Source organism: Anaerococcus sp. HMSC068A02, assembly GCF_001811125.1.
Taxonomy (GTDB): Bacteria; Bacillota; Clostridia; order Tissierellales; family Peptoniphilaceae; genus Anaerococcus; species Anaerococcus vaginalis_C.
In genome coordinates, this window is record NZ_KV803761.1 from 82,690 (window position 1) to 103,088 (window position 20,399).

Annotated in this window: 27 protein-coding genes; 21 read left to right on the plus strand and 6 right to left on the minus strand. The window is 27.8% G+C overall.

The features are described 5' to 3' along the window. Window positions 1-134 precede the first annotated feature (134 nt). Window positions 135-785, plus strand: coding sequence for a hypothetical protein (locus tag HMPREF2782_RS05790; protein ID WP_070641495.1), 651 nt, complete (start codon window positions 135-137; stop codon window positions 783-785). 383 nt (window positions 786-1,168) lie between these two features. Here the strand turns inward: HMPREF2782_RS05790 and HMPREF2782_RS09345 are convergent, their stop codons facing one another. Then, window positions 1,169-1,393: a type III toxin-antitoxin system ToxN/AbiQ family toxin gene (locus HMPREF2782_RS09345; RefSeq protein ID WP_026074095.1), complete on the minus strand. Its 225-nt coding sequence runs from the start codon at window positions 1,391-1,393 to the stop codon at window positions 1,169-1,171. Between the two features lie 97 nt (window positions 1,394-1,490). Continuing rightward, window positions 1,491-1,769, minus strand: coding sequence for a type III toxin-antitoxin system ToxN/AbiQ family toxin (locus HMPREF2782_RS09350; protein ID WP_083304897.1), 279 nt, complete (start codon window positions 1,767-1,769; stop codon window positions 1,491-1,493). Window positions 1,770-2,118: 349 nt separating this feature from the next. On the opposite strand from HMPREF2782_RS09350, the gene HMPREF2782_RS05800 reads away from it, so the two are divergent. Both HMPREF2782_RS05800 and HMPREF2782_RS05805 read left to right on the plus strand, forming a co-directional pair. Further along, window positions 2,119-2,823, plus strand: coding sequence for a hypothetical protein (locus HMPREF2782_RS05800; protein ID WP_070641497.1), 705 nt, complete (start codon window positions 2,119-2,121; stop codon window positions 2,821-2,823). 3 nt (window positions 2,824-2,826) lie between these two features. Further along, a complete protein-coding gene (locus HMPREF2782_RS05805; protein WP_261668695.1) occupies window positions 2,827-3,252 on the plus strand; it encodes a hypothetical protein in 426 nt (141 codons plus the stop codon). Window positions 3,253-3,536: 284 nt separating this feature from the next. On the opposite strand, the gene HMPREF2782_RS05810 is transcribed toward HMPREF2782_RS05805, so the two are convergent. Next, complete coding sequence (locus HMPREF2782_RS05810; protein ID WP_019118981.1) at window positions 3,537-3,749, minus strand: hypothetical protein; 213 nt, start codon at window positions 3,747-3,749, stop codon at window positions 3,537-3,539. Window positions 3,750-3,780: 31 nt separating this feature from the next. Next, on the minus strand, window positions 3,781-3,906 hold the full coding sequence (locus HMPREF2782_RS09695) for a hypothetical protein (RefSeq protein WP_261668697.1): 126 nt from the start codon (window positions 3,904-3,906) through the stop codon (window positions 3,781-3,783). Between the two features lie 356 nt (window positions 3,907-4,262). Here HMPREF2782_RS09695 and HMPREF2782_RS05820 point away from each other — a divergent pair, with 356 nt between their 5' ends. Beyond that, window positions 4,263-4,751 carry a DUF5301 domain-containing protein gene (locus tag HMPREF2782_RS05820; RefSeq protein ID WP_070641499.1) on the plus strand — a complete coding sequence of 163 codons (489 nt, stop codon included), beginning with the start codon at window positions 4,263-4,265 and terminating at the stop codon, window positions 4,749-4,751. A gap of 30 nt (window positions 4,752-4,781) precedes the next feature. Here the strand turns inward: HMPREF2782_RS05820 and HMPREF2782_RS05825 are convergent, their stop codons facing one another. Further along, a complete protein-coding gene (locus tag HMPREF2782_RS05825; RefSeq protein WP_070641501.1) occupies window positions 4,782-5,687 on the minus strand; it encodes a hypothetical protein in 906 nt (301 codons plus the stop codon). A gap of 191 nt (window positions 5,688-5,878) precedes the next feature. Between HMPREF2782_RS05825 and HMPREF2782_RS05830 the strand changes: the two genes are divergently transcribed. The 8 genes from HMPREF2782_RS05830 to HMPREF2782_RS05865 all read left to right on the plus strand — a co-directional run bounded on the left by HMPREF2782_RS05830 (window position 5,879) and on the right by HMPREF2782_RS05865 (window position 11,756). Further along, window positions 5,879-6,472, plus strand: coding sequence for a hypothetical protein (locus HMPREF2782_RS05830; RefSeq protein ID WP_261668699.1), 594 nt, complete (start codon window positions 5,879-5,881; stop codon window positions 6,470-6,472). A 259-nt stretch (window positions 6,473-6,731) separates the two neighbouring features. Further along, a complete protein-coding gene (locus tag HMPREF2782_RS05835; protein WP_004839748.1) occupies window positions 6,732-7,088 on the plus strand; it encodes a DUF2089 domain-containing protein in 357 nt (118 codons plus the stop codon). After that, window positions 7,081-8,154 (plus strand): DUF4097 family beta strand repeat-containing protein, encoded by a 1,074-nt coding sequence (locus HMPREF2782_RS05840; protein ID WP_070641505.1) that lies wholly within the window; start codon window positions 7,081-7,083, stop codon window positions 8,152-8,154. The genes HMPREF2782_RS05835 and HMPREF2782_RS05840 overlap by 8 nt, the downstream gene beginning before the upstream one ends. A gap of 489 nt (window positions 8,155-8,643) precedes the next feature. Continuing rightward, window positions 8,644-8,910 carry a glycine zipper domain-containing protein gene (locus tag HMPREF2782_RS05845; protein ID WP_070641507.1) on the plus strand — a complete coding sequence of 89 codons (267 nt, stop codon included), beginning with the start codon at window positions 8,644-8,646 and terminating at the stop codon, window positions 8,908-8,910. Next, window positions 8,911-9,270 (plus strand): GntR family transcriptional regulator, encoded by a 360-nt coding sequence (locus HMPREF2782_RS05850; protein WP_070641509.1) that lies wholly within the window; start codon window positions 8,911-8,913, stop codon window positions 9,268-9,270. Further along, window positions 9,270-9,959: an ABC transporter ATP-binding protein gene (locus HMPREF2782_RS05855; RefSeq protein ID WP_004839754.1), complete on the plus strand. Its 690-nt coding sequence runs from the start codon at window positions 9,270-9,272 to the stop codon at window positions 9,957-9,959. Before HMPREF2782_RS05850 ends, HMPREF2782_RS05855 begins: the two co-directional genes overlap by 1 nt. Next, complete coding sequence (locus HMPREF2782_RS05860) at window positions 9,952-10,764, plus strand: hypothetical protein (protein WP_070641511.1); 813 nt, start codon at window positions 9,952-9,954, stop codon at window positions 10,762-10,764. Before HMPREF2782_RS05855 ends, HMPREF2782_RS05860 begins: the two co-directional genes overlap by 8 nt. Before the next feature lie 65 nt (window positions 10,765-10,829). Beyond that, entirely contained in the window at window positions 10,830-11,756 is a 927-nt protein-coding gene (locus HMPREF2782_RS05865; RefSeq protein ID WP_070641513.1) for a type I phosphomannose isomerase catalytic subunit, read from the plus strand. 37 nt (window positions 11,757-11,793) lie between these two features. Here the strand turns inward: HMPREF2782_RS05865 and HMPREF2782_RS05870 are convergent, their stop codons facing one another. Beyond that, complete coding sequence (locus HMPREF2782_RS05870; RefSeq protein ID WP_070606684.1) at window positions 11,794-12,342, minus strand: energy-coupled thiamine transporter ThiT; 549 nt, start codon at window positions 12,340-12,342, stop codon at window positions 11,794-11,796. Between the two features lie 153 nt (window positions 12,343-12,495). On the opposite strand from HMPREF2782_RS05870, the gene HMPREF2782_RS05875 reads away from it, so the two are divergent. The 9 genes from HMPREF2782_RS05875 (at window position 12,496) to HMPREF2782_RS05915 (ending at window position 20,194) form a co-directional block, all read left to right on the plus strand. Next, complete coding sequence (locus tag HMPREF2782_RS05875) at window positions 12,496-13,437, plus strand: diacylglycerol/lipid kinase family protein (protein WP_070641515.1); 942 nt, start codon at window positions 12,496-12,498, stop codon at window positions 13,435-13,437. An 81-nt stretch (window positions 13,438-13,518) separates the two neighbouring features. Beyond that, entirely contained in the window at window positions 13,519-13,998 is a 480-nt protein-coding gene (locus tag HMPREF2782_RS05880) for a CarD family transcriptional regulator (protein WP_019118967.1), read from the plus strand. 17 nt (window positions 13,999-14,015) lie between these two features. Next, window positions 14,016-15,116, plus strand: a complete 1,101-nt coding sequence (locus tag HMPREF2782_RS05885) for a PIN/TRAM domain-containing protein (RefSeq protein WP_070641517.1) — start codon at window positions 14,016-14,018, stop codon at window positions 15,114-15,116. Window position 15,117: 1 nt separating this feature from the next. Next, entirely contained in the window at window positions 15,118-15,807 is a 690-nt protein-coding gene (gene ispD, locus HMPREF2782_RS05890; protein WP_070641519.1) for a 2-C-methyl-D-erythritol 4-phosphate cytidylyltransferase, read from the plus strand. A gap of 1 nt (window position 15,808) precedes the next feature. Next, window positions 15,809-16,285, plus strand: a complete 477-nt coding sequence (ispF, locus tag HMPREF2782_RS05895; RefSeq protein WP_070641521.1) for a 2-C-methyl-D-erythritol 2,4-cyclodiphosphate synthase — start codon at window positions 15,809-15,811, stop codon at window positions 16,283-16,285. A gap of 57 nt (window positions 16,286-16,342) precedes the next feature. Beyond that, window positions 16,343-17,512, plus strand: a complete 1,170-nt coding sequence (metK, locus tag HMPREF2782_RS05900; protein ID WP_070641523.1) for a methionine adenosyltransferase — start codon at window positions 16,343-16,345, stop codon at window positions 17,510-17,512. An 8-nt stretch (window positions 17,513-17,520) separates the two neighbouring features. Further along, window positions 17,521-18,570, plus strand: coding sequence for a rod shape-determining protein (locus HMPREF2782_RS05905; RefSeq protein ID WP_019118962.1), 1,050 nt, complete (start codon window positions 17,521-17,523; stop codon window positions 18,568-18,570). After that, window positions 18,570-19,259: a 2,3-diphosphoglycerate-dependent phosphoglycerate mutase gene (gene gpmA, locus HMPREF2782_RS05910; protein ID WP_070641525.1), complete on the plus strand. Its 690-nt coding sequence runs from the start codon at window positions 18,570-18,572 to the stop codon at window positions 19,257-19,259. The genes HMPREF2782_RS05905 and gpmA overlap by 1 nt, the downstream gene beginning before the upstream one ends. 74 nt (window positions 19,260-19,333) lie before the next feature. Beyond that, entirely contained in the window at window positions 19,334-20,194 is an 861-nt protein-coding gene (locus HMPREF2782_RS05915) for a DegV family protein (RefSeq protein ID WP_070641527.1), read from the plus strand. Window positions 20,195-20,399: the final 205 nt, after the last annotated feature.

Sequence of the window (20,399 nt, forward strand, 5' to 3'; positions counted from 1 at the left end):
TTTAGTCATATATGTTATAATATGTAATTTATTTATGTACATATAAGTGTATAAGAATATAATGTTTATATATATATAATTATCGGGTAACTAATTTAACGTCGGTAGATAAATATTAATCTTTAGGAGGAAAAATGAAATTAAAAAAATTATTAATTATTACATCAATAAGTATGAGTTTATTACCAATCTTTGGAGTTAGTAATTCTAAAGCAGATGATTCTAATAATTATGATCTTCAAAAAGAATATACGGAAACTGATGAGACTTATAAGGAACAATATAATATAGTTGAAAATGAAAAAAGTAAAGAATTACAAAATGAAATAAAAACAATAAAAAATGAGAAAGGAGAGTTATCACAAAAAGATTTTCAAAATCTTCTAGTTAAATATGATGGAGCAGAAAGAACGTTTATACCTAAAATTAGTTTTAGGTCAGCCCAAAATAATTCGTATACCGAAAAAGTAGTAAAAGGAGGGTTAAATGTATATGGATCCTCACCTCAAGCACTAATAAGCGCAAGAGATTACCTAGGTAGTTCTGATATGGGTCTTTTAGCTACAGGTGTAATAATTGGCTCTGTTGAAGGAGGACCTGCAGGAGCTATAGCAGGAGCTATTGGTGCAAAAGTTTTAGGAGCTAGAGTTAACGAAGGATATAATGATATTAAAAAGTGGATTGATGTAGGTTCTAGTAGGGGTGGAGTTAGAATGACAGCTTCTGCTGAATTTCCAATAGATAGTTTAAACTCTATTAAGCAAACTAAGATTAGGAAATTGTAATTATGTTATTGATTATATTGGAAATAGGTCTTATAATAGCTACTATTAGAGGATTTTTAATAATAAAAGACAAAAAAATGGAAAGGAAATAAAAAACTATAATTTTAAGAAAGTATTCACAATTATAGCTCTTATTTTTAGTATTGTAAATATATTTTTAATGATGAATTTAAATATAATATAAAATATATTAATTATGTGATTTTTGAAAAATAAAAGTTAACATATTATAAAAAAAAGGCGGGTTGTACTCATACCTGTCTTTTTAAGATATAGCTGAAATTAATCTATCCCTAGTTATTAATGTTACAAAATGTTTTTTAGATACTAACTATAATAAGGTAAAAATCAACATATCGTAAATCTAGTTTTAAATAGAAATATTAAAATTGAAAAGAAGCTTCTTCTAATTTTTTGAAATCACAAGAAAATCTGACGAAGCTATTTTGATTTATCTGATTATTATATAATTTCTCAGCCTTATCTATAATTAAATCCTTTTTAGATCTACAAAACAAATACTCTTTTTTTAATAAATCTACATATTCATCATCTTCTATTCTTTCAAAATCCATTTTTTCATAGAATCTATCTTTTAATGGAATCATTTTTTTATTTCTAAAATTGAAAGTATATGATACTTTTTCTCTTCATCACCAGGAATTTCTTTTACAATCCAACCAGAGTCACAATTATCTGAAATATTTATTTCTCTCTAATTAATAAATGTCCTATTCCAGTATTTTTAAAATTTAATCTTGCATGCTTTGGCTTTGCCGAAGATAGAGGTATTAAGTATTTAATATCATTGATAAAAATTAAAATACCTAAGAAAGGCTTAGGATGTCTAGATGAATTATATTCATTAGAAAATTGAACTTCAGAATCTACATTATGAAGATATTCAAGATAATTATAATCAACAGTATAGAACCTGATCTCATTATTTTTAAGATGACATTCAATATTATTTTTGTTTACCATATATTCTCCTTAATAAAAAAAGAGGAGAAATCTAATTCTCCTCTTACTAATCTTTAAAGTTTCACACTTTAGATAGGCAGTGAATCTCCTTCTTATATAATAAGAATACATCAACACATACAATACGTCAAATTCTTTTATAATACCAATATATACCTAAACATCTAAAATCGCTTGAAACGCAAAATATGAAGCACAATCGCTAAAGTTTTAAAATTATAATTCTTATAATCGATTATAGAGTATACCTTATATAGTATATCAGAAGTAAGAAATTTGTTTATTGGTAAATAAGTCGGGTACAAATATTATTGAAAAGGTTGTATAAATCGAATAAAAGGAGGAACCAATGAATAAATTTCTAAAAAATATAACTTTTATAACTATGTCTACAATTTTAATCTTATCTCCATTCAAGAATGTAAAAGCTGATAATCTTAATGATGGAACGGAAGATAATTATTCCTATATTTCTGAAAAACGTTTTGATAAACCTATTGATGTATTAGATGTTAAAACTGTTGAAGACAATCTAAAAATGACTGATTCTTTAACTAGAATGACTAACGATCAATTAAATGAAGTTATTAATTATGTTGCAGATAATGATAATGGTATATCAACGTACGCTTCTAATAATGTAAAAGATTCTTTAAAAATAGCATGGAAAGCAGCGGCACAAATAGCTATAAATAGTGGGTATCCATTGGCTGGCACTCTCGTAATATATTCTGTTGACGGTATTGATTACTATGAACAGAATGGTCCTTTTTCTAAAGCTATCAAAGGAACAAACGTTTATAAAAGAATACAGTCTGGATCTGGAAGTGACAACTTTACTACAAGTGATAGTGAAGATTTATACTATGCAATCCATGCTTTCAAATACCATAATAGTAAAACTAATAAATTATATATTTCAGATACATTTGATTTTGCTCTTAATACAGATTATCAAAATACGTTTTCCACACTAGTCAATAACTGGGGGTATTTAAGTCAAAAAATGGAAGTATTGACACCTATAAATGTTAACATAGAAATGCAGAAATAAAAGATGATTAAGAGAAAAAAATATATACCACTTTTAATACTTGTAGTATTTGGAGTATGCCTAATATTTTTCAATCTAAAATCTAGCGTGGAGGATATCCAATATGAAAAGAGGATATTTAAATCTGAAAGAGCTTTTGGAGATGATTACTTCGATATATACCTAATTAATTCTAAGGGAAAGCAAGATAACCGGAAAAAAATAGATGATGATTATTATATAAAATCGAAAGGGTTCAAACAAATGATGGAAAGTTATAAATCTGAAATAGAAGATTATGACGTCTTGTCAAATTCGATATCCGAACTAGAAAAAGATAGTAATACTGTTTACTTCTACCAAGAAAATATCGATAAAAAAGGTCACAGCACCTTATATATTTATAACAGTGATTTGGATAAGGGATACATCTTTAATTTTCAAATTTAAGTAAAACTTTATATAGAAAATAAAGAAAAAGACAATAATAATGACCTAAACCCCAAAATCCGGAATACGGATGGAGGGGTTTTTCATTTCAAAATACGCAAAAAAATTTAAAATTAAATTAAGAAAAGAAATAGAATCATATATCAAATGGTATAACGAAGAGAGGATAAAGAAAAATTAAACGGAATGTCCCCTGTTAATTACAGATTACATCCCGTTTAAAATATTATTATTAAGTTATTCCGTGTTTACGAGTTCAGGTCATAAAGTCTTGTCTCTTAATATTAGTACCATTTTTTACCATTGTATTCTGTATGTTTTAAATCTATCTTTTCCCAGCCACCAAACTTAGTTATATACTGACCTTTAAGCTCTTCATATTCTTCTTTACTTACTGGTATAGTGTCATACTGACTATAGTAATAAAAAGCCTTGCTAGCTTCTTCAAAGCTGTCTGAAGCTTCATCGTAAATCCAGTTATATCTTTCTTCTGGCACAGAATTTTCTACAATTTTACGATTATCCTCTTTAAGCCATTGCCAAGAGGTTTTCCAAATTCCTTCTTGTCTTTTTTGCTCTTTTTTTTCTAATTCTTCTTCTTTTTTTTCTTTTTATTTTTTCTTCTTTAATCTTTTCTTTATCTTCTTCTGTCAATGGTATAGTACTTTTTATATTGAAGTATAGTCTAAATGTTCATCTAATTCTGCTTTTAAAAGTGCTTCCATTGTATTGCCTAGAAGGTCTTTTAAAGCTTCTTATATATCTTGTGCACTTTGAGGCTTATATTCTTCAATTAACATTTTTGATATTTTTCTTCTTCTGGTTTCTGGTCTTTTTCTTGGCATAAAAACCCTCCTGATTAGTTTTTCTTTACTCTAATCAGGAGGGTTTTATACACAAAATTTTACACAGTTTCGTATTATAATAATTTTAAATCATGTATCTATTAAAAAATTTAAATTTATTTTGTGTGATGTTATAATGTCTATATGAAAGGAGTAAATTAATTTATGAAAATAAATAAAAAAATATATTTTATAATTATTCCTATTTTTATTCTTTTTGGTTTAAATATAAAAAATAAATATGATGAAAAAAATGTAAAGATTCCAAAAGTAGATAATATTATTAACATAACTCTTATTAATGTTGTTAATGATAAAGGAGTCGAAAAAAATACTATTTATAAAAAGAAGGATATAAATAGATTTCTAAAGTTATTAAAAAATTCAAAAAGAATAAATAAAGAAAGTACTTCTTCTTTTCCTAATAAAGATAAATTTACTGTAATTGCTTTTAAAATGTCAAATGGAGGATATATTAAGCATTCAATTTATGAAGAAAATAATTATATTTATTATGAAGAGCCATTCTATGGGATTTTTGAATTAAATTCTAATAATAAAAATTTAATTGATTTATTAGACATGTTTATAGAAAATTACAATAAAAAAGATATATCAATAGATATGGAAAACATTGAACAAAATAATTTTTAAATAATAAAAGAGTGGAATTCCACTCTTTTATTATCTTGGAACAACTAATCCATAGTGTTTATGATAAGTATAACTACATTTTTTTCCAGAGTTTTTATCTTTAGTAAATCCAGAACAGTAAGCTGCTCTTTGTGTGGTACGACATTGACATGAACCCTTGCTTGTGCAACCACTTCCTGCTTGAACTAATGCTACGTGGCAATCACTAGAATAAAAATTCTTTACAGCTTTAGCTTTTTCAGCAGATGACCCTGTCCTCCAGTTATAATGTACATCATCTGTAAGTTGACCATTAAATCTATTGCAATGAACCCAATCTCCAGGGTAATATTTATCTCCGTAACCTTTATGAGCCCTTCTTGCGCTAACACCATCTTTTTTGGGATAATTTTCTTCCTTTTCGTCCATTACTGCTAATAAATTTCCAGAACTAGCTGTAAATATAGCTTCTGCTTTATTAGAATTACTTATTTTTTTTATTTTAGATTCATTAAAAGAATTTAAATCATATTCATTAATCTTGTTATAAGCATGTATATGATCATTATTTGAAGTTTTTATTTTAGATATATTTTCTATATTATTCTTAACAACTATAGTTCCATTAGATTTAACTTGGATTGGTTTATTATCAGCATATAATATTAGAGCACTTTCAGTAGAGGGTTTCATTTTAGTTTTAATTTCAATTTCAACGTTATTTCCCAAATAATTTATTTTAGCGTTATAATTTTTTCTTAAAAATTCTAAATCATCAAAAATATCTTTTGGAAAAATATCTTTTGTTTCAGTATATAATTGAACTTCTAATAAATCTGTATTTTCATCTGTAATTAAATCACTCGATGTTGCGTATGTAGATTTTTTAGGTGCGAATATAAGCCCTATTAATACAATAAATAAAGTTAAAAATGATGTAAATCTTTTATTTTTCATATAAACCTCCTTAAAATTTTAATGTTTATAATTATATTAAAAAATACCCTAAATTTATTTATAAAAATATTAATTTTTATATTTTATCAACAATGTCACTAAAATAAAACTAAATAAACTATGCCCTTTTGATTATTTTACTACCAAGTTTTGTCATGCTATTTGTGACAAGCCTTGATACAAGCAATTTTATGTTAATTTTTTTAGGACAAATTTTAGTTTTTCTAATATTATTAAGTTTTTATTTTCTAATTAGAAAAAATACAAAAAAATACGAAGACAAAACAAAAAAAGAAATTGAAAACGAAAAAAATATAGAAAAATTAAAAAAATTAAGAAATGAAAAAATTTCATACAAATCAAAAGCAAATATAACAAAAAGAATAATAGACATCTCCTATACAAAAGAAGAATGCGAAAACCTTAAAAAATTCACATCAACCTACGACGATATGATTTTTTATTACTCAGCCCTTATAAAAAATGAGAGAGATGATAGAAAAAAATACAAACAAAAAAGAGATGAGTTTATAAAAAGATACAAAAATAGACATTTTATTTTCCCAGATTACAAAGAAAATTTAAAAACTTCAATAAAATGGATAGGAGTATTTTTAATTTTTTCCCTAATTTCATATTTAAATCCATTCAAATTCATAAAAAATCAAGAAATTTATGGGATAGTAGTATTATTAAATTTCACTTTCAATCTAGCACTTGTAGTAAATACAATTATTTGGATACTAAGAAGCTTGAAAAGTTACTGGGCAAAAAATTTACTTTAAAGCATGATAAATTATAAATAAGAGAAATGGTAACTTGTTTATCAGTTATAGTTTTATATTTTTTTAATAGTTTGAGACAAAAGTTTTATCTTTTGTCTTTTTTTTTTTTTGAAAATTTTGAAAATTAATTTTCGAAGTGATTTAATTAAAACGAAATATTAAATTAATTAATATATGATATTAAAATATTAAAAAAATTAAAAATCAACTTTACAAAAATTAAAATGGTGGTATACTTATTTTATAAAGGAGGCGGGTTTTGATTAATAAATGTCCTAATTGTGGTGGTGACTTGGTTATCACTTCTTATAAATGTAATTCATGTTTTACTGAAGTTAGTGGAGAATTTGAAATGGGTAAATTTCAAAGACTTGATATTGAGGATTTGGAATTTATTGAGCTTTTTTTGCAAAAGCGTGGCAGTATAAAAGATGTTGGAGAGAGTTTGGGAATTTCTTACCCGACTGTTAGAAATAGAATTGACAAGATTGTAAAAAAACTTGGTGGAAAAATAAATAAACAAGAATCTAGAATAGATATTTTGAATATGGTCAACAGCGGAGAGATTACTCCTGACCAAGCAAGTGAACTTTTAAAGGAGCTTAAAGATGAATGAAGAAAAGAAAATGATTTTAGATATGTTAAAAGAAGGAAAAATTACAGTTGAACAAGCTAGCGATCTTTTGGAGGCAGTTGGCAAAGACAAGTCTAAAAATAATGAGGAAAGTTTTGTTGATAAATTATCAACTTCTTTTGAAAAAATTATGAAAAAGACAAGTGAAACTATTTCGAATTTTGATTTTGATATTGATCTTGATAGTGTAAATATTCCTAATATTTATCACATAAATTCTCAAAAAACTGAAAATCAAACAAAAATTGATGATGATGTGAATGCTATTGAAATTGATCTTATAAATGGTTCTTTGGATATTGAAAGAGCTCAAGAAAATCATATTATGGTTGATGAGAAAGTTTATTTCAAAAACAAAGAAGACCAAGTAAATGATTATTTAAATATTGAAGTTGTTGAGGACAAATTAATTGTAAGTGTAAATGAAAATTATAAGTCTTTGGATGCAAGCGCGAATGTAAAATTATATTTGGGCAAAAATATTTATGATAGTCTTGATATAAATATTGTAAATGGTCAAGTTGAACTTTGTGATGTTGATTTTAAGGAAAATAATATTGAATCAACTAATGCAAGATTTACTATTATAAATTCTGCTGGGAATATTGATTTGAAAAATACTAATGGAAAAATTGAAATTAGAAATACAAATGGAAATCTTGAAGTTTCTAATGTAAATGGATCAGTTTATCTTTCAAATATTTCTGGAGAAAATGCAAATGTAGATCTTGTAAATGGCTCTATAAGAATTGATGGCTTAAATATGGAAAAAGTTGATCTTTCATCAAAAGCTGGTTCAATTAAAATTTTTAAAATCGTTGATGCAAAAGAAGTTAATATAGGAACACAATTTGGATCAGTTGTAATTGATACAAATGAATTTAATAAAAATATAAAGGCTTTGATTAAATCATCATCTTATTCAATTGCGGATAAATTTAAAAATAAATTGCAAACAAAAGATGGCTACCAAGTTTCAACTAATCCAGAGGAATCAGATTTAGATTTGGATATAAAATCAGCTTTTGGTAGAGTAAGCATTAGATAAAATAGAAAACAAAACAAAAAGGTCTTAGGAGAAATCCTAGGGCCTTTTAGTTTGGAGATTTTGAAAAATAGGTTTTAAAATCACTTATTTAGTTTAGTATATTTGTTTAAAAATTTAGCCTTTTTAGGCTAAAAATTTTTGAGGCAATTACCAACAAATATTTGCAAAAGAAAAAATGAAATTATAAGAAAAGAGGGTAAATTTTGAGGGATTATTTTCAAATTTTCTTTCAATTTAGATATTAAATTATATTTATTAGGAAATGTAAAAATTTTTGTAAAATTTGAGTAAATATTTTGAAAATTTTTAAAAAACAAAATCAAATTTTAAAAAATAATTAGTAAAAGCTTTTAAATTAGGCGTTTGATGTATTTTATTTTTTAATTTTAAAAATTTTAAAAAAGACTTTACAAAAATAAAAATCGGGGATATAATATTATTGTATTAAGAGAGCGATACAATAATACAAAAATACAAAAAGGAAAGTGAATGAATATTTTAAAAATAATTTTGCCTATGGGGCTTTTGGGTTTTTTATTTGTATTTATTATAAAAAAACTTGAAAAAAGAGAAAAAATTAAAGGCAAAAATCAAAATCATAAAAATAAGCAAAATTATTTGGCAGAAGGTATGACTATCGGAATGAGTTTTGGTATAATTTTTGGTTCTTTGTACGATAATATTGGAACTTTTCTTCCGATTGGAATGTTGATTGGTTTGGTTGTTGGGCAAGCGATAGAAAAAAAGGAGGAATAAATGGAATTTGATAATGATAGACCTATTTATCTTCAAATTTTAGAAGATTTTAAGTCGAAAATTTCAAGTGGCGAGTGGAAAGCTGGCGATAAAATTGATTCTGTTAGAAATCTTGCCAAGGATTATGAAGTAAATCCAAATACTGTCCAAAGAGCCTTAGCTGAACTTGAACGAGATGGGCTTTGTCAAAGCCAAAGAACTAGTGGAAGATTTGTAACTGATGATGGGGATTTGATAAAATCTTTATCAAAAAATGCTTTTGAAATAATTTGCGAAGATTTTATTAACAATGCAAAAAATTTAAAAATTTCAAAAGAAGATGCTCTTGATGGTCTTGATAAATTTTGGGAGGTGGACTAATGTTAGAGATTAAAAATTTATCTATTGCATACAAAAATAAACTTGTTTTGGATAAGCTAAATTTATATTTTAAAAAAGGAGAAATTGTTGGGCTTTTGGGACCTAATGGATCGGGAAAAACAACTTTGCTTAGAATTCTTGCAGGTCTTGAAAAAAATTATAAGGGCGAGGTTAAAATTGGCGGAGAAAATCCAGACTATCTTACAAAATCTTTTGTATCCTACCAACCAGACCATCTTCCTTTGGACAAATCATATAATTTGATTCAAATTTCAAATTTGTATGACGAATTTTTTGAAGATTTTTCAAAAGAAAAATTTGAAAAAATAATTAGAGATTTTAAACTTGATATGAAAATGAAAATAAAAAATATGTCAAAGGGTATGAAAGACAAGGTGCAAATTGCTCTTTCTCTTTCAAGAAAATCGGATTTATATCTTTTGGATGAGCCAATGAGTGGAATTGATCCTGCAAGTAGGAGAAAAATTATGGATGTAATAATTGATAATTTTGATTCAGAAGGCCTTATGATTATTTCAACTCATTTGATTAGTCAAATCGAAAGACTTTTGGATAAGGTTGTATTTATTTCTGATGGAAAAATTATTTTGGAAGAAAATATTGATGATTTAAGACAAAATCACAAGATGGGAGTTGAAGAATACTTTGAGGAGGTTTTCAATGGCTAAATTATTAAAACACCAATTAAAAGAAAATATTAGGGACATAATTCCTTGGATGGTAATTCCTTTAATTTTGTCACTTGTATTAAATTATATAAATTTATATTTTGACTCAGCGTTTTTGGATTTTATCACAGTTATTTCAATGGTGGTTATGTATTCATCCTTTGCAATTTCAATGATAATTGTAATTTTAAATGATTACAAAAAATTTTATGGCGAAGAGGCTGCCTTTTATGACGTTCTTCCAGTAAAATCAAAAGATATAACCACATCAAGAGTTTTAAATATTATGATTATTGCCTTACTTGCAGGTCTAGTATTTTTGATAGAATTTTTTGGATTCCTTCTAGTTACAACAGGAGCAAGAGGAGAGGATATAAGCCAATTGTTTAAGCAAATAAAAGCACTTTTAGACCAAGTCCCAACAAAAACAATGATTATCTTTATAGTTACAGTTTTAATTTCAGTTCTTGCAACGCTTACAAGAATTTTAGCTTCAATAAGCATTGGATCAAGCAAAACTTTCAGAGATTTGGGAAAATTTGGTCCGGTTTTGGTCTTTATTATAATAACAATAATAGTTTCAATTTTTGGACTTACATTTGGATTTAAATTTTTTGAAACATTTGGGATAAATGCATCAACAAGCTCAGAACAAATACAAAATGGTTTGTATTTAAGCGGGGCAGAAACTATAGAAGAATTAACAAGGATAATGGGACTTGGTACTATTTTAAACATAGTAGAAACATCAATACAAATTTATCTCACAAATTTCTTCCACAAAAATAAACTAACAGTAGCGTAAAGAAAAGCTCAAGGATTAACCTTGGGCTTTATTTTTTTCTTAGTATAATAAAAAGGAGGTGACTTATGGAAAAAATATTATTTTTAGAAGGAAAATTTGTAGAAAAAATTTGGGGAGGAGATAGGCTTAAAAAAGAATTTCCTTACCAATTCGAATCAAAAAATATTGGAGAATATTGGGCAATTTCTGCTATGAAAGATTTCCCATCAAAAATTTTAAATGGAAAATATAAGGGAGAAAATTTAGATTTTTTATATCAAAACCACAAAGAAATTTTTGGAAATGAAAAAAAAGAAAATTTTCCTCTTTTGATAAAATTAATAGATGCGAATGATGACCTATCAATCCAAGTCCATCCAGACGATGAAATGGCAAAAAAAGAAAATTCCTACGGCAAAAGTGAGTGTTGGTATATTTTAAATGAAAATCCAGCAAAAATAATATATGGCTTAAAAATAAATGATAAAAAAGAAGCAATTGACCTAATAGACAAAGAAAAATGGGAAGACTTATTAAAAGAAGAAAATTCAAAAAAAGGAGATTTTTTTAAAGTGCCAGCCGGCATGGTTCACGCCATAAAAAAAGATTCCTTGATTTTGGAAATCCAACAAGCATCAGATATAACTTACAGACTTTACGATTACGATAGGAAAGATAAAAACGGAAATAAAAGAGATTTACATTTAGAAAAATCAAAAAAAGCCTTAAAGTGCCTAGATACGGAAAAAATTCACGAAAATTTAGAAAAAAATATAGAAATTTTGTATGATAATGAGTATTTTACAGTAAAAAAAATAAATGTAGAAAAAGAAATTTCGTTTGACAGAAAAGCTCCATATATTTTAGAAAGCATAATAAAGGGGCGTGGGGAAATTATAATAGATGATGAAACATATCCAATAAAAAAAGGAGATTTTTTTATAATAACAAATTATGCCAAATCCTATTCTTTTAATGGAAATCTAGAAATTGTAGAATCATCTTCAAAATAAAAGACCATCGGAAGATGGTCTTTTTGAATTCTTATTTTTAATTTTGTTTATCTAGAAATTTTTTTACCCTATCAAAAATAAGCAAAAATACAATTATTAAAATCAAAGCATCAGCTGCTAAGAAAGAATAATTATATGCAAAAGCATAGAGGGTAAAGTTGTTAAAGCCAGCTGCTTTTGCTGTTGCCATATCGTTAAAGAATATAAAAGCACTAATCACATTAAAAGCTCCACTTACTAAATATGAAATTATTATTGATGGAATGTATGAATATTTGCTTTTATTTTTGCTAAATGATAGACCTGCAAGTGCAATTGCTGAAAATGAAAGAATATAATCAAGAATTGCTTGAGCTGGATGAATTACATATCCTCCAAAAACCATATTCAACAATCCCAAAACTGCTGCAGCTAAAAGTCCTTTTTTAGCTCCCCACCTTATTGCAAAAATTATAATTGGAAGTCTTGATGCAAGAGTTACTGAACCTCCTAGAGGCATTTTAAACAAAACTACAAAAGAAAGTACAAAAGAAAGGGCGATTGACACTCCTCCTTCGACTATAAATCTTGTATTATTTTTCTCCATATTTTACTCCTTTTTTTCTGTTATATTTTATATAATAACAATTTTAAGTATATCATGTTAGTTGATAAATTGGAATTAAAATTAGCTAATACTTTAAAACTTAACAAATGTAAGTAAAATATAAATATATTATTTACAAATTTGAGGGATAAAATGAAAAAATTATTATATATATATAATCCGATGAGCGGGCAAAGAACTATAGGAAATTATTTAAGCTCAATTGTTGAATATTTTAGCAAAAATTCTTATTTTCCGACGGTTTATGCAACGCAAAGAGCGGATGATGCGAGAGAAAAAGTAAAAGAATTTGCCAAAGAATATGATGAGATTTTGGTAAGCGGTGGCGACGGAACTTTGGATGAAGTTGTTTCTGGTGTTTTAAAAGCTGATGCAAATTCTATAATTGGATACATTCCAACAGGTTCAACAAATGATTTTTCAAGGTCATTAAAAATTCCTTCTGACATAAAAAAATCTAGCAAATATGCTATAAAAGGCGAAGTTATGGATGTGGATGTTGGAAAATTTAATTCTAAATTTTTTACCTACGTTGCAGCCTTTGGTTCAATCGCCCAAGTTTCTTACGAAACTGACCAATCAATGAAAAATATTTTTGGACGATTTGCCTATATTTTGGAGGGGGTAAAAACTGTTTCAAATTTAAAATCTTATAAGGCAAAAATAAAAATTGATGAAGAAGTTTTTGAAGGAGAATTTATTCATTTTATGGCAACAAATTCTGTTTCAGTTGGAGGATTTAATAATTTTTACAATAAAAATATTGGTCTTGATGATGGGGTTTTTGAAGCTGTTTTAATTAAAAAACCAAAAGGATTAATTGAGCTAAATCAAATTATCGATGGGCTTAGGAGCAAAAAAGAAAATGATAATGTGATTTTTAGGTCTGGTTCTGTTTTTAAAGTTGAAAGTGACGAAAAAATTGATTGGACTTTAGATGGCGATTTTGGAGGCTCTTATAAAAAAAGTGAAGTAAAAGTTTTAAACAGAGCTGTAAAAATGAGAACGGGCTTTTCAAAAGATAGCAAGGAGTTGATTTCGAATAGGAAAAAAAGTATTGACAAAAGAATATAGTGGTAGTATACTGTAAAATTATTTGATTTTACTATTTTGGCAAAAAAGGTTATAATAAAAGAGAGAACCTAGGAGGTCAAAATGTTTAAAATCGGTGATAAAATAGTTTATCCTATGCACGGAGCTGGGATAATTGATTCTGTAGAAACCAAAGAGTTTTTAGGCGAGGAAAAAGAATATTTTATACTCAAAATGCCTATAGGTAACATGGATATATCAATTCCAAAAGCAAATATCAACAAAATGAATATTAGAGATGTTATATCCAAAAAAGAAGGAGAAGAAATACTTGCAATTCTTGAACAAGATCCTAAAGATTTAAATTCTAATTGGAATCTAAGATATAGAGAAAATCAAGAAATTTTAAAAACTGGAGATATTTTCAAAATTGCAAATATGGTAAGAGACCTTGTTGCCTTAGACGATGATAAGGGACTTTCAACAACGGAAAAAAAGCTTTTAAATAGGGCAAGAAGAATTATGGCTAGCGAATTAGTCATGTCAGGCTCTCTCGAAAGAGATGAGGCAGAAAAGATGATTGATGAATCAATCGGATTATAAAAAATTAGGAGAAGATAATGTTAAATAGAATATTTCGAATTATGTTTTCTGTAATTGGAGCTATTCTAGGCATATCTGTATTAAAATTGGTACTATCTGTTGTGGATTTTACAATAGGTAGTTCTGTTTTTTTCATTGCAGTAAATGTTTTAGTGGCTTTATTATTTGCAGGCATATTTTATTTTCTATCAGGTTTTATTTACAAAATGATGGAAGATGTATTTATGAAGTTAGAAAAATACTTAGAAGATTTACCGCCACTTAGTGTGGCAGTTGGAATAAGCGGAGTAATTGTAGGTTTAATTTTAGCCTTTCTTGCAACCAAACCATTAAGCTCTTTGTCGTTACCAGTAGTTGGTAATTCAATTTTTGTGCTATTATCTATTATTATTTATTTGGGCTTTGGACTTTTGGGTTGGAGAATTGCATCAAAATATCCAGACAAATACCCTCAAACATTCCAAAAAGTTAAAAATGTAAAAATATCAAATAGAAGAGAAAATAAAAAAGAAATTTCAAAAGATACATCTTTAAAATTAATTGATACATCAGTTTTAATTGATGGAAGAATTTTGGATATTATAAAAATAAATTTCATTGAAGGAAAATTAATAATTCCAGAATTTGTCCTAGAAGAACTTCAACACATAGCCGACAGTCCCGACGATTTAAAAAGAGAAAGAGGCAGACGCGGACTTGATGTTGTAAAAGAAATCAAAAAAAATAAGGAAATAAATCTTGAAATCACTTCAAAAGATTATCCAGAAATAAAAGAAGTAGACTCAAAACTTTTAAAATTTGCCCAAGATACAGGAGCAAAAATTTTTACAAATGACTACAATTTAAACAAGGTTGCAGATGTGCAAGGAATTACAGTTTTAAATATAAATGATTTGGCAAATGCAATGAAAACCAAAGTTTTGCCCGGAGAGACGATGGAAATTGAAGTTATCAAAGAAGGAAAATCTAGAAATCAAGGAGTAGGTTATCTTGAAGATGGAACAATGGTTGTAGTTGAAGATGGAAAAGATTTAATTGGAAAGAAAATAAATACAACAGTAACCAGTGTTTTACAAACATCGGCTGGAAAAATGATATTTGTAAGAGCAAAGGAATAATATGATAGACGGCAAAAAAATTTCAGCGGTAATTACAGCTGCAGGAAATGGACTTAGGATGAAATCCAACAAGGCAAAACCCTACATAGAAATTATGGGCAGAAAAATTCTAGAAATTAGCCTTGATACCATTGTAAAACTTAACCAAATTGACCAAATAATTGTAGTAATCAGAAAAGATGACGAAAATTATTTGAAGGATATTTTAAAAAAATATGACAAGAAAATTTCCTATGTTTTTGGGAAAGAAACAAGAGAGCTTTCAACTTATGAGGGCTTAAAAGCTGTAGATAAAAATTCAAAATTGGTCTTAACCCACGATGGGGTAAGACCTTTTGCAAGTAAAGAATTATTTGAAAAAGTTCTAGAAAATTTAAAAGAATATAAGGCTGTTATAAGCGCAGTAAAATCAAAAGATACGGTAAAAATTGTAGATGAAAATTCTTTGGTAAAAACTACGCCACTTAGAAAAGAAGTTTACAATGTTCAAACTCCTCAAGCCTTTGATAAGGAAATGATTTTGGATTTTTACGAAAAATATACACAAAGTAATTTTACAATAACAGATGATAGCCAGCTTTTTGAAATTTATAGTGATGAAAAAATAAAAGTAGTTGAAGGCGAATATTCAAATATAAAAATGACTACACCAGAAGATTTGATATTTGCCAAGGCGTTTTTAGAGGATTAGTATGAGAATCGGAATAGGATATGACGTCCACAAATTAGTTGAAAATAGAAAATTAATTTTGGGTGGAGTAGAATTTCAATATGAAAAAGGACTTTTGGGCCACTCAGACGCAGATGTTTTGGTTCATGCCATAATGGATGCAATTTTGGGAGCCTTAAATCTTCCAGATATTGGAAATTTATTTCCAGATACTGACGATGAGTACAAAGATATTTATTCAATAAAACTTCTCGATAGGGTTGTAAAATTAATGGAAGAAAAATCTTATAAAATTGGAAATTTAGATACAGTTATAATTTGTGAAATGCCAAAAATTTCTCCGAAAAGAGAAGAAATTCAAAAAAAATTGGCAAAACATTTAAAAACTGATATAGAAAATGTATCAATAAAAGCATCAACTTCAGAAAAATTATCTTTTACAGGACGTGGAGAAGGAATTGAGGCAAGAGCTGTAGTTTTGTTAGAAAAAATTGATTAAAATATAACAAATCGAAATAATTTAAGGTATAATTATCCTTAAAAGAAAGGACTTAATATGAAAAAATTAATTACTTCAGAATCAGTAACAGAAGGACATCCAGATAAAGTCTGCGATCAAATTTCTGATGCGATTTTAGATGAATGTTTAAAGCAAGATAAAAATTCGAGAGTGGCTTGTGAATGTGTAACAACAACTGGTCTTGTCTTGGTTGTTGGAGAAATTTCAACAAATGCTTATGCTCCAATAGAAAATATAGCAAGAGATACAATCAAAGAAATAGGATATGATGATCCAAAATTAGGATTTGATTATCAAAATGTAGCAGTTCTTACATCACTTATTGAGCAATCTCCTGATATTGCTCAAGGCGTAAATGATTCAATGGATTTTAAATCTACAAATGATAAGTACGACAAAATTGGAGCGGGCGATCAAGGAATGGTTTTTGGTTATGCAGATGACGAAACAGAAGAATATCTTCCATTGTCAGTTGTTTATGCACAAAAACTTTCTAAAAGACTTGCTCAAGTTAGAAAAGAAGGAATTCTTGATTATTTAAGACCTGATGGCAAAAGCCAAGTTACAGTAGAATATGATGATGACATATTAAAAAGAGTAGATTCTATAGTAATTTCAACTCAACATTCAGAAGAAGTAAGCCTTGAACAAATCAAAAAAGATGTAATAGAAAAAGTAATCAAGGAAGTTATTGATCCAAAATACATCGACGATGATACAAAATTTTATATAAATCCAACAGGAAAATTTGTAATTGGTGGGCCAAAAGGAGATTCTGGACTTACAGGAAGGAAAATAATCGTTGACGCTTACGGTGGATATTCAAAATCTGGTGGCGGAGCATTTTCCGGAAAAGATGCAACAAAAGTTGACAGGTCAGCAGCTTATATGGCAAGATATGCAGCAAAAAATATGGTTGCAGCAGGTCTTTGCAAAAAATGTGAAATTGGTGTAGCTTATGCAATTGGAGTTGCAAAACCTCTATCAATTTATGTAGATAGTTTTGGAACTGGAAAATATGAAGATGAAAAACTTACAGAAATTGTAAAAGAAGTTTTTGATTTTAGACCTCAAGCAATAATTGATAAATTAGATTTACAAAGACCAATTTTCAAAAAAACCGCAGCTTACGGACACTTTGGAAGAAATGATGAAGATTTTACTTGGGAAAAATTAGACCAAGTTGATAAATTAAAAAATAAATAGGAGAGGCTATGTCAAGGTTAAGAAAAAGTGTGGCAATAGATTTGGGAACAGCCTCAGTCCTTGTTTACGTTGAAGATAAGGGGATTTGCTTAGAAGAGCCTTCAGTTATAGCAAAAGATACACTCACAGGAAAAATTCTTTCAGTCGGAAAAGATGCAAAAAAAATTTTGGGAAGAACTCCTGGAAATGTAATTGCATTAAAGCCTTTAAAAGATGGAGTTATTGCAGATTTTAATGCAACAGAAGAAATGCTTAAATATTTTTTGAAAAAATCCTTGAATAAATCTTTATTTAAACCTGATTTATTGATTTGTGTTCCAAGCAAGGCAACTCAAATTGAAAAAAGAGCAGTTCTTCAAGCGGCAGAAAATGCAGGAGCTCATAGAGTTTATTTGATAGATGAACCTCTCGCAGCAGCGATTGGTGCAGATATAGATATAACAGATGAAAAAGGAAATATGGTTATAGATATTGGAGGAGGAACTTCAGACATTGCAGTAGTTTCTATGGGACAAATCGTAACAAGCGATTCTATAGAAATTTCTGGAGATACTTTCGACAATGATATAAAAGATCATATAAGAAACAGATATAGGATGCTTATTGGCGAATCAAGTGCGGAAATGATAAAAATAAAAGCTCAAGAAGCAGACTATACAGATTCAATTGAAGTTGTAGGACGACTTATAGAAGATGGACTTCCATCAAGAATCTATCTTCCAGTTGGAGAAATTTATTCTTGCTTACTCCCATCAATTGATAAAATAATAAATGGAGTAAAAAATGTATTAGAGCAAACACCTCCAGAATTAGCTGCAGATTTGTATGAAAGAGGTATATTTTTAACAGGTGGCGGTGCATTAACCTTGGGACTTGCAAAAAGAATCAATGAAAGACTTCAAATTGATGTAAAAATTGCCCAAGATCCAAGAGAATGTGTAATAAAAGGAACAGCAAACGCCCTAACATGGATTGACAATATTGATGAAGAAAAGAATGAGTCAATGAAAGCCAAGCAAAAACAGCTTGAAAAAAAGGAAAAAATGAGGAGAAGATAATGACAAAAAAATTAGTTTTCGTAAGACATGGACAAAGTGAATGGAATCTTGCCAATAAATTTACAGGTTGGGTAGATGTAAATTTATCAGACAAGGGAGTAGAAGAAGCAAAAGATGCTGGAAAAAAAATCAAAGAAGCAGGAATCAAATTTGATATAGCTTATACATCAATTTTAAAAAGAGCAATCAAAACTTGTAATTTTGCCCTTGAATATTCTGACCAAATGTATGTTCCAGTTGTAAAATCTTGGAGATTAAACGAACGTCACTATGGAGCATTACAAGGATTAAACAAAAAAGAAACAGCAGAAAAATACGGAGATGAACAAGTGCATATTTGGAGAAGATCATACGATACACTTCCACCAGCTTTAACAGACGAAGAAGCAAATGCACAAGCAAACGAAGATAGATTTAAAGAATATCCAAAAGATATAATACCAGTTGCAGAAAACTTAAAAGTAACACTAGAAAGATGTCTTCCATTCTATATAGACAATATAGCAAAAGATTTAATCGATGGAAAAACAGTTTTAGTAGCAGCACACGGAAATTCTTTAAGGGCTATGGCAAAACATTTAGAAAAAATTTCAGATGATGACATAATGGATTTAGAAATCCCAACAGGACAACCATTAGTTTACGAATTAGACGATCAATTAAACGTAGTAGAAAAATATTATCTATAAAAAAAGACATAAGGCCTCAAAACTTTTTGTTTTGAGGCTATTTTTTTTAGAAAAAATAATTAAAAGAGGAAAAAATGGAGAAAATAAAAATAATAGTAGATTCAGGAAACTCGATTAACCTGGAAGAAGCAAAAAAATATAACATAGGCATAGTCCCATTCAAAATACATTTTGGAGATACAAGCTACACAGACCAAATAGATTTAGAAAGCGAAGAATTTTTTGAAAAATTAAAAAACACAGAAGAAAAAGTTAGCACATCAATACCAGGAGTAGGAGAATTTGTAGAAATTCTAGAAAAATATATAGAAGAAGGATACAATAAAATCCTATGTTTTTCAATATCATCCCATCTTTCAGGTATGAACAATATGATGAATTTAGCAAAAGATCATATAGAAAATAAAAAAGTTACAATCGATATAATAGATACAAAAATAGCATCACTTCCCCTATATTTTATAGCAACAAAAGCAGCAAAATCAGCTATAAAAGGAAAAAAATACGAAGAAATTTATAAAAGAGCAGTTAAAGATGTAGAAAAAGCAAATATATACGTAAGAGCAGAAAGTCTTGACTACCTTGTAAAAGGCGGTAGATTGCCAAAATCAATAGGAAAAGTTGCAAATTTAATAAATTTCACGCCGATTTTTACAATGAAAGACGGAGAAATAAAAATAGCAAAAAAAGTTATAGGAAGAAAAAAATCATTCCAAGAAATAGCAAAAATCATAAAGAAAAAAATAAAAGATAAAAAAGAATACGGCCTAGCAATAGGTGGCGGAGCAAGCTTTGAAGAAATAAAAATAATAAAAGAATTGCTAAAAGAAGAAATAAAAAATGCAAAAATATATAAAGAAATGACAGTACCTCCAGTATTCGGAGTCCATTTAGGACCAAAATCAATACTTGTAAGTGTTGTAGATTATGAATAGTAAAAAGTAAAACAAGCGAATACATCGCTTCAGAGCGTCGGCAAACCTCCTAATAAAATAGGTTTATCGACGCTTTTTTTATATTTATTCTCAAATATATTAATTTTTCAAATAATATAGTAAATATCTTAGTAAATTGAGAAAATTTACCTCCATTATCTTCTGATTTATCAAGTAATTTTGCTAGTTTTTTCATATTTAGGCA

What these genes read in the sequence shown, in the direction of transcription:
- HMPREF2782_RS05790 (WP_070641495.1), top strand. Translation starts at nt 135, where the DNA reads ATGAAATTAAAAAAATTATTAATTATTACATCAATAAGTATGAGTTTA.
- HMPREF2782_RS09345 (WP_026074095.1), bottom strand. Translation starts at nt 1,393, where the DNA reads ATGATTCCATTAAAAGATAGATTCTATGAAAAAATGGATTTTGAAAGA.
- HMPREF2782_RS09350 (WP_083304897.1), bottom strand. Translation starts at nt 1,769, where the DNA reads ATGGTAAACAAAAATAATATTGAATGTCATCTTAAAAATAATGAGATC.
- HMPREF2782_RS05800 (WP_070641497.1), top strand. Translation starts at nt 2,119, where the DNA reads ATGAATAAATTTCTAAAAAATATAACTTTTATAACTATGTCTACAATT.
- HMPREF2782_RS05805 (WP_261668695.1), top strand. Translation starts at nt 2,827, where the DNA reads ATGATTAAGAGAAAAAAATATATACCACTTTTAATACTTGTAGTATTT.
- HMPREF2782_RS05820 (WP_070641499.1), top strand. Translation starts at nt 4,263, where the DNA reads ATGAAAATAAATAAAAAAATATATTTTATAATTATTCCTATTTTTATT.
- HMPREF2782_RS05825 (WP_070641501.1), bottom strand. Translation starts at nt 5,687, where the DNA reads ATGAAAAATAAAAGATTTACATCATTTTTAACTTTATTTATTGTATTA.
- HMPREF2782_RS05830 (WP_261668699.1), top strand. Translation starts at nt 5,879, where the DNA reads ATGTTAATTTTTTTAGGACAAATTTTAGTTTTTCTAATATTATTAAGT.
- HMPREF2782_RS05840 (WP_070641505.1), top strand. Translation starts at nt 7,081, where the DNA reads ATGAATGAAGAAAAGAAAATGATTTTAGATATGTTAAAAGAAGGAAAA.
- HMPREF2782_RS05845 (WP_070641507.1), top strand. Translation starts at nt 8,644, where the DNA reads ATGAATATTTTAAAAATAATTTTGCCTATGGGGCTTTTGGGTTTTTTA.
- HMPREF2782_RS05850 (WP_070641509.1), top strand. Translation starts at nt 8,911, where the DNA reads ATGGAATTTGATAATGATAGACCTATTTATCTTCAAATTTTAGAAGAT.
- HMPREF2782_RS05855 (WP_004839754.1), top strand. Translation starts at nt 9,270, where the DNA reads ATGTTAGAGATTAAAAATTTATCTATTGCATACAAAAATAAACTTGTT.
- HMPREF2782_RS05860 (WP_070641511.1), top strand. Translation starts at nt 9,952, where the DNA reads ATGGCTAAATTATTAAAACACCAATTAAAAGAAAATATTAGGGACATA.
- HMPREF2782_RS05865 (WP_070641513.1), top strand. Translation starts at nt 10,830, where the DNA reads ATGGAAAAAATATTATTTTTAGAAGGAAAATTTGTAGAAAAAATTTGG.
- HMPREF2782_RS05870 (WP_070606684.1), bottom strand. Translation starts at nt 12,342, where the DNA reads ATGGAGAAAAATAATACAAGATTTATAGTCGAAGGAGGAGTGTCAATC.
- HMPREF2782_RS05875 (WP_070641515.1), top strand. Translation starts at nt 12,496, where the DNA reads ATGAAAAAATTATTATATATATATAATCCGATGAGCGGGCAAAGAACT.
- HMPREF2782_RS05880 (WP_019118967.1), top strand. Translation starts at nt 13,519, where the DNA reads ATGTTTAAAATCGGTGATAAAATAGTTTATCCTATGCACGGAGCTGGG.
- HMPREF2782_RS05885 (WP_070641517.1), top strand. Translation starts at nt 14,016, where the DNA reads ATGTTAAATAGAATATTTCGAATTATGTTTTCTGTAATTGGAGCTATT.
- ispD (WP_070641519.1), top strand. Translation starts at nt 15,118, where the DNA reads ATGATAGACGGCAAAAAAATTTCAGCGGTAATTACAGCTGCAGGAAAT.
- ispF (WP_070641521.1), top strand. Translation starts at nt 15,809, where the DNA reads ATGAGAATCGGAATAGGATATGACGTCCACAAATTAGTTGAAAATAGA.
- metK (WP_070641523.1), top strand. Translation starts at nt 16,343, where the DNA reads ATGAAAAAATTAATTACTTCAGAATCAGTAACAGAAGGACATCCAGAT.
- HMPREF2782_RS05905 (WP_019118962.1), top strand. Translation starts at nt 17,521, where the DNA reads ATGTCAAGGTTAAGAAAAAGTGTGGCAATAGATTTGGGAACAGCCTCA.
- gpmA (WP_070641525.1), top strand. Translation starts at nt 18,570, where the DNA reads ATGACAAAAAAATTAGTTTTCGTAAGACATGGACAAAGTGAATGGAAT.
- HMPREF2782_RS05915 (WP_070641527.1), top strand. Translation starts at nt 19,334, where the DNA reads ATGGAGAAAATAAAAATAATAGTAGATTCAGGAAACTCGATTAACCTG.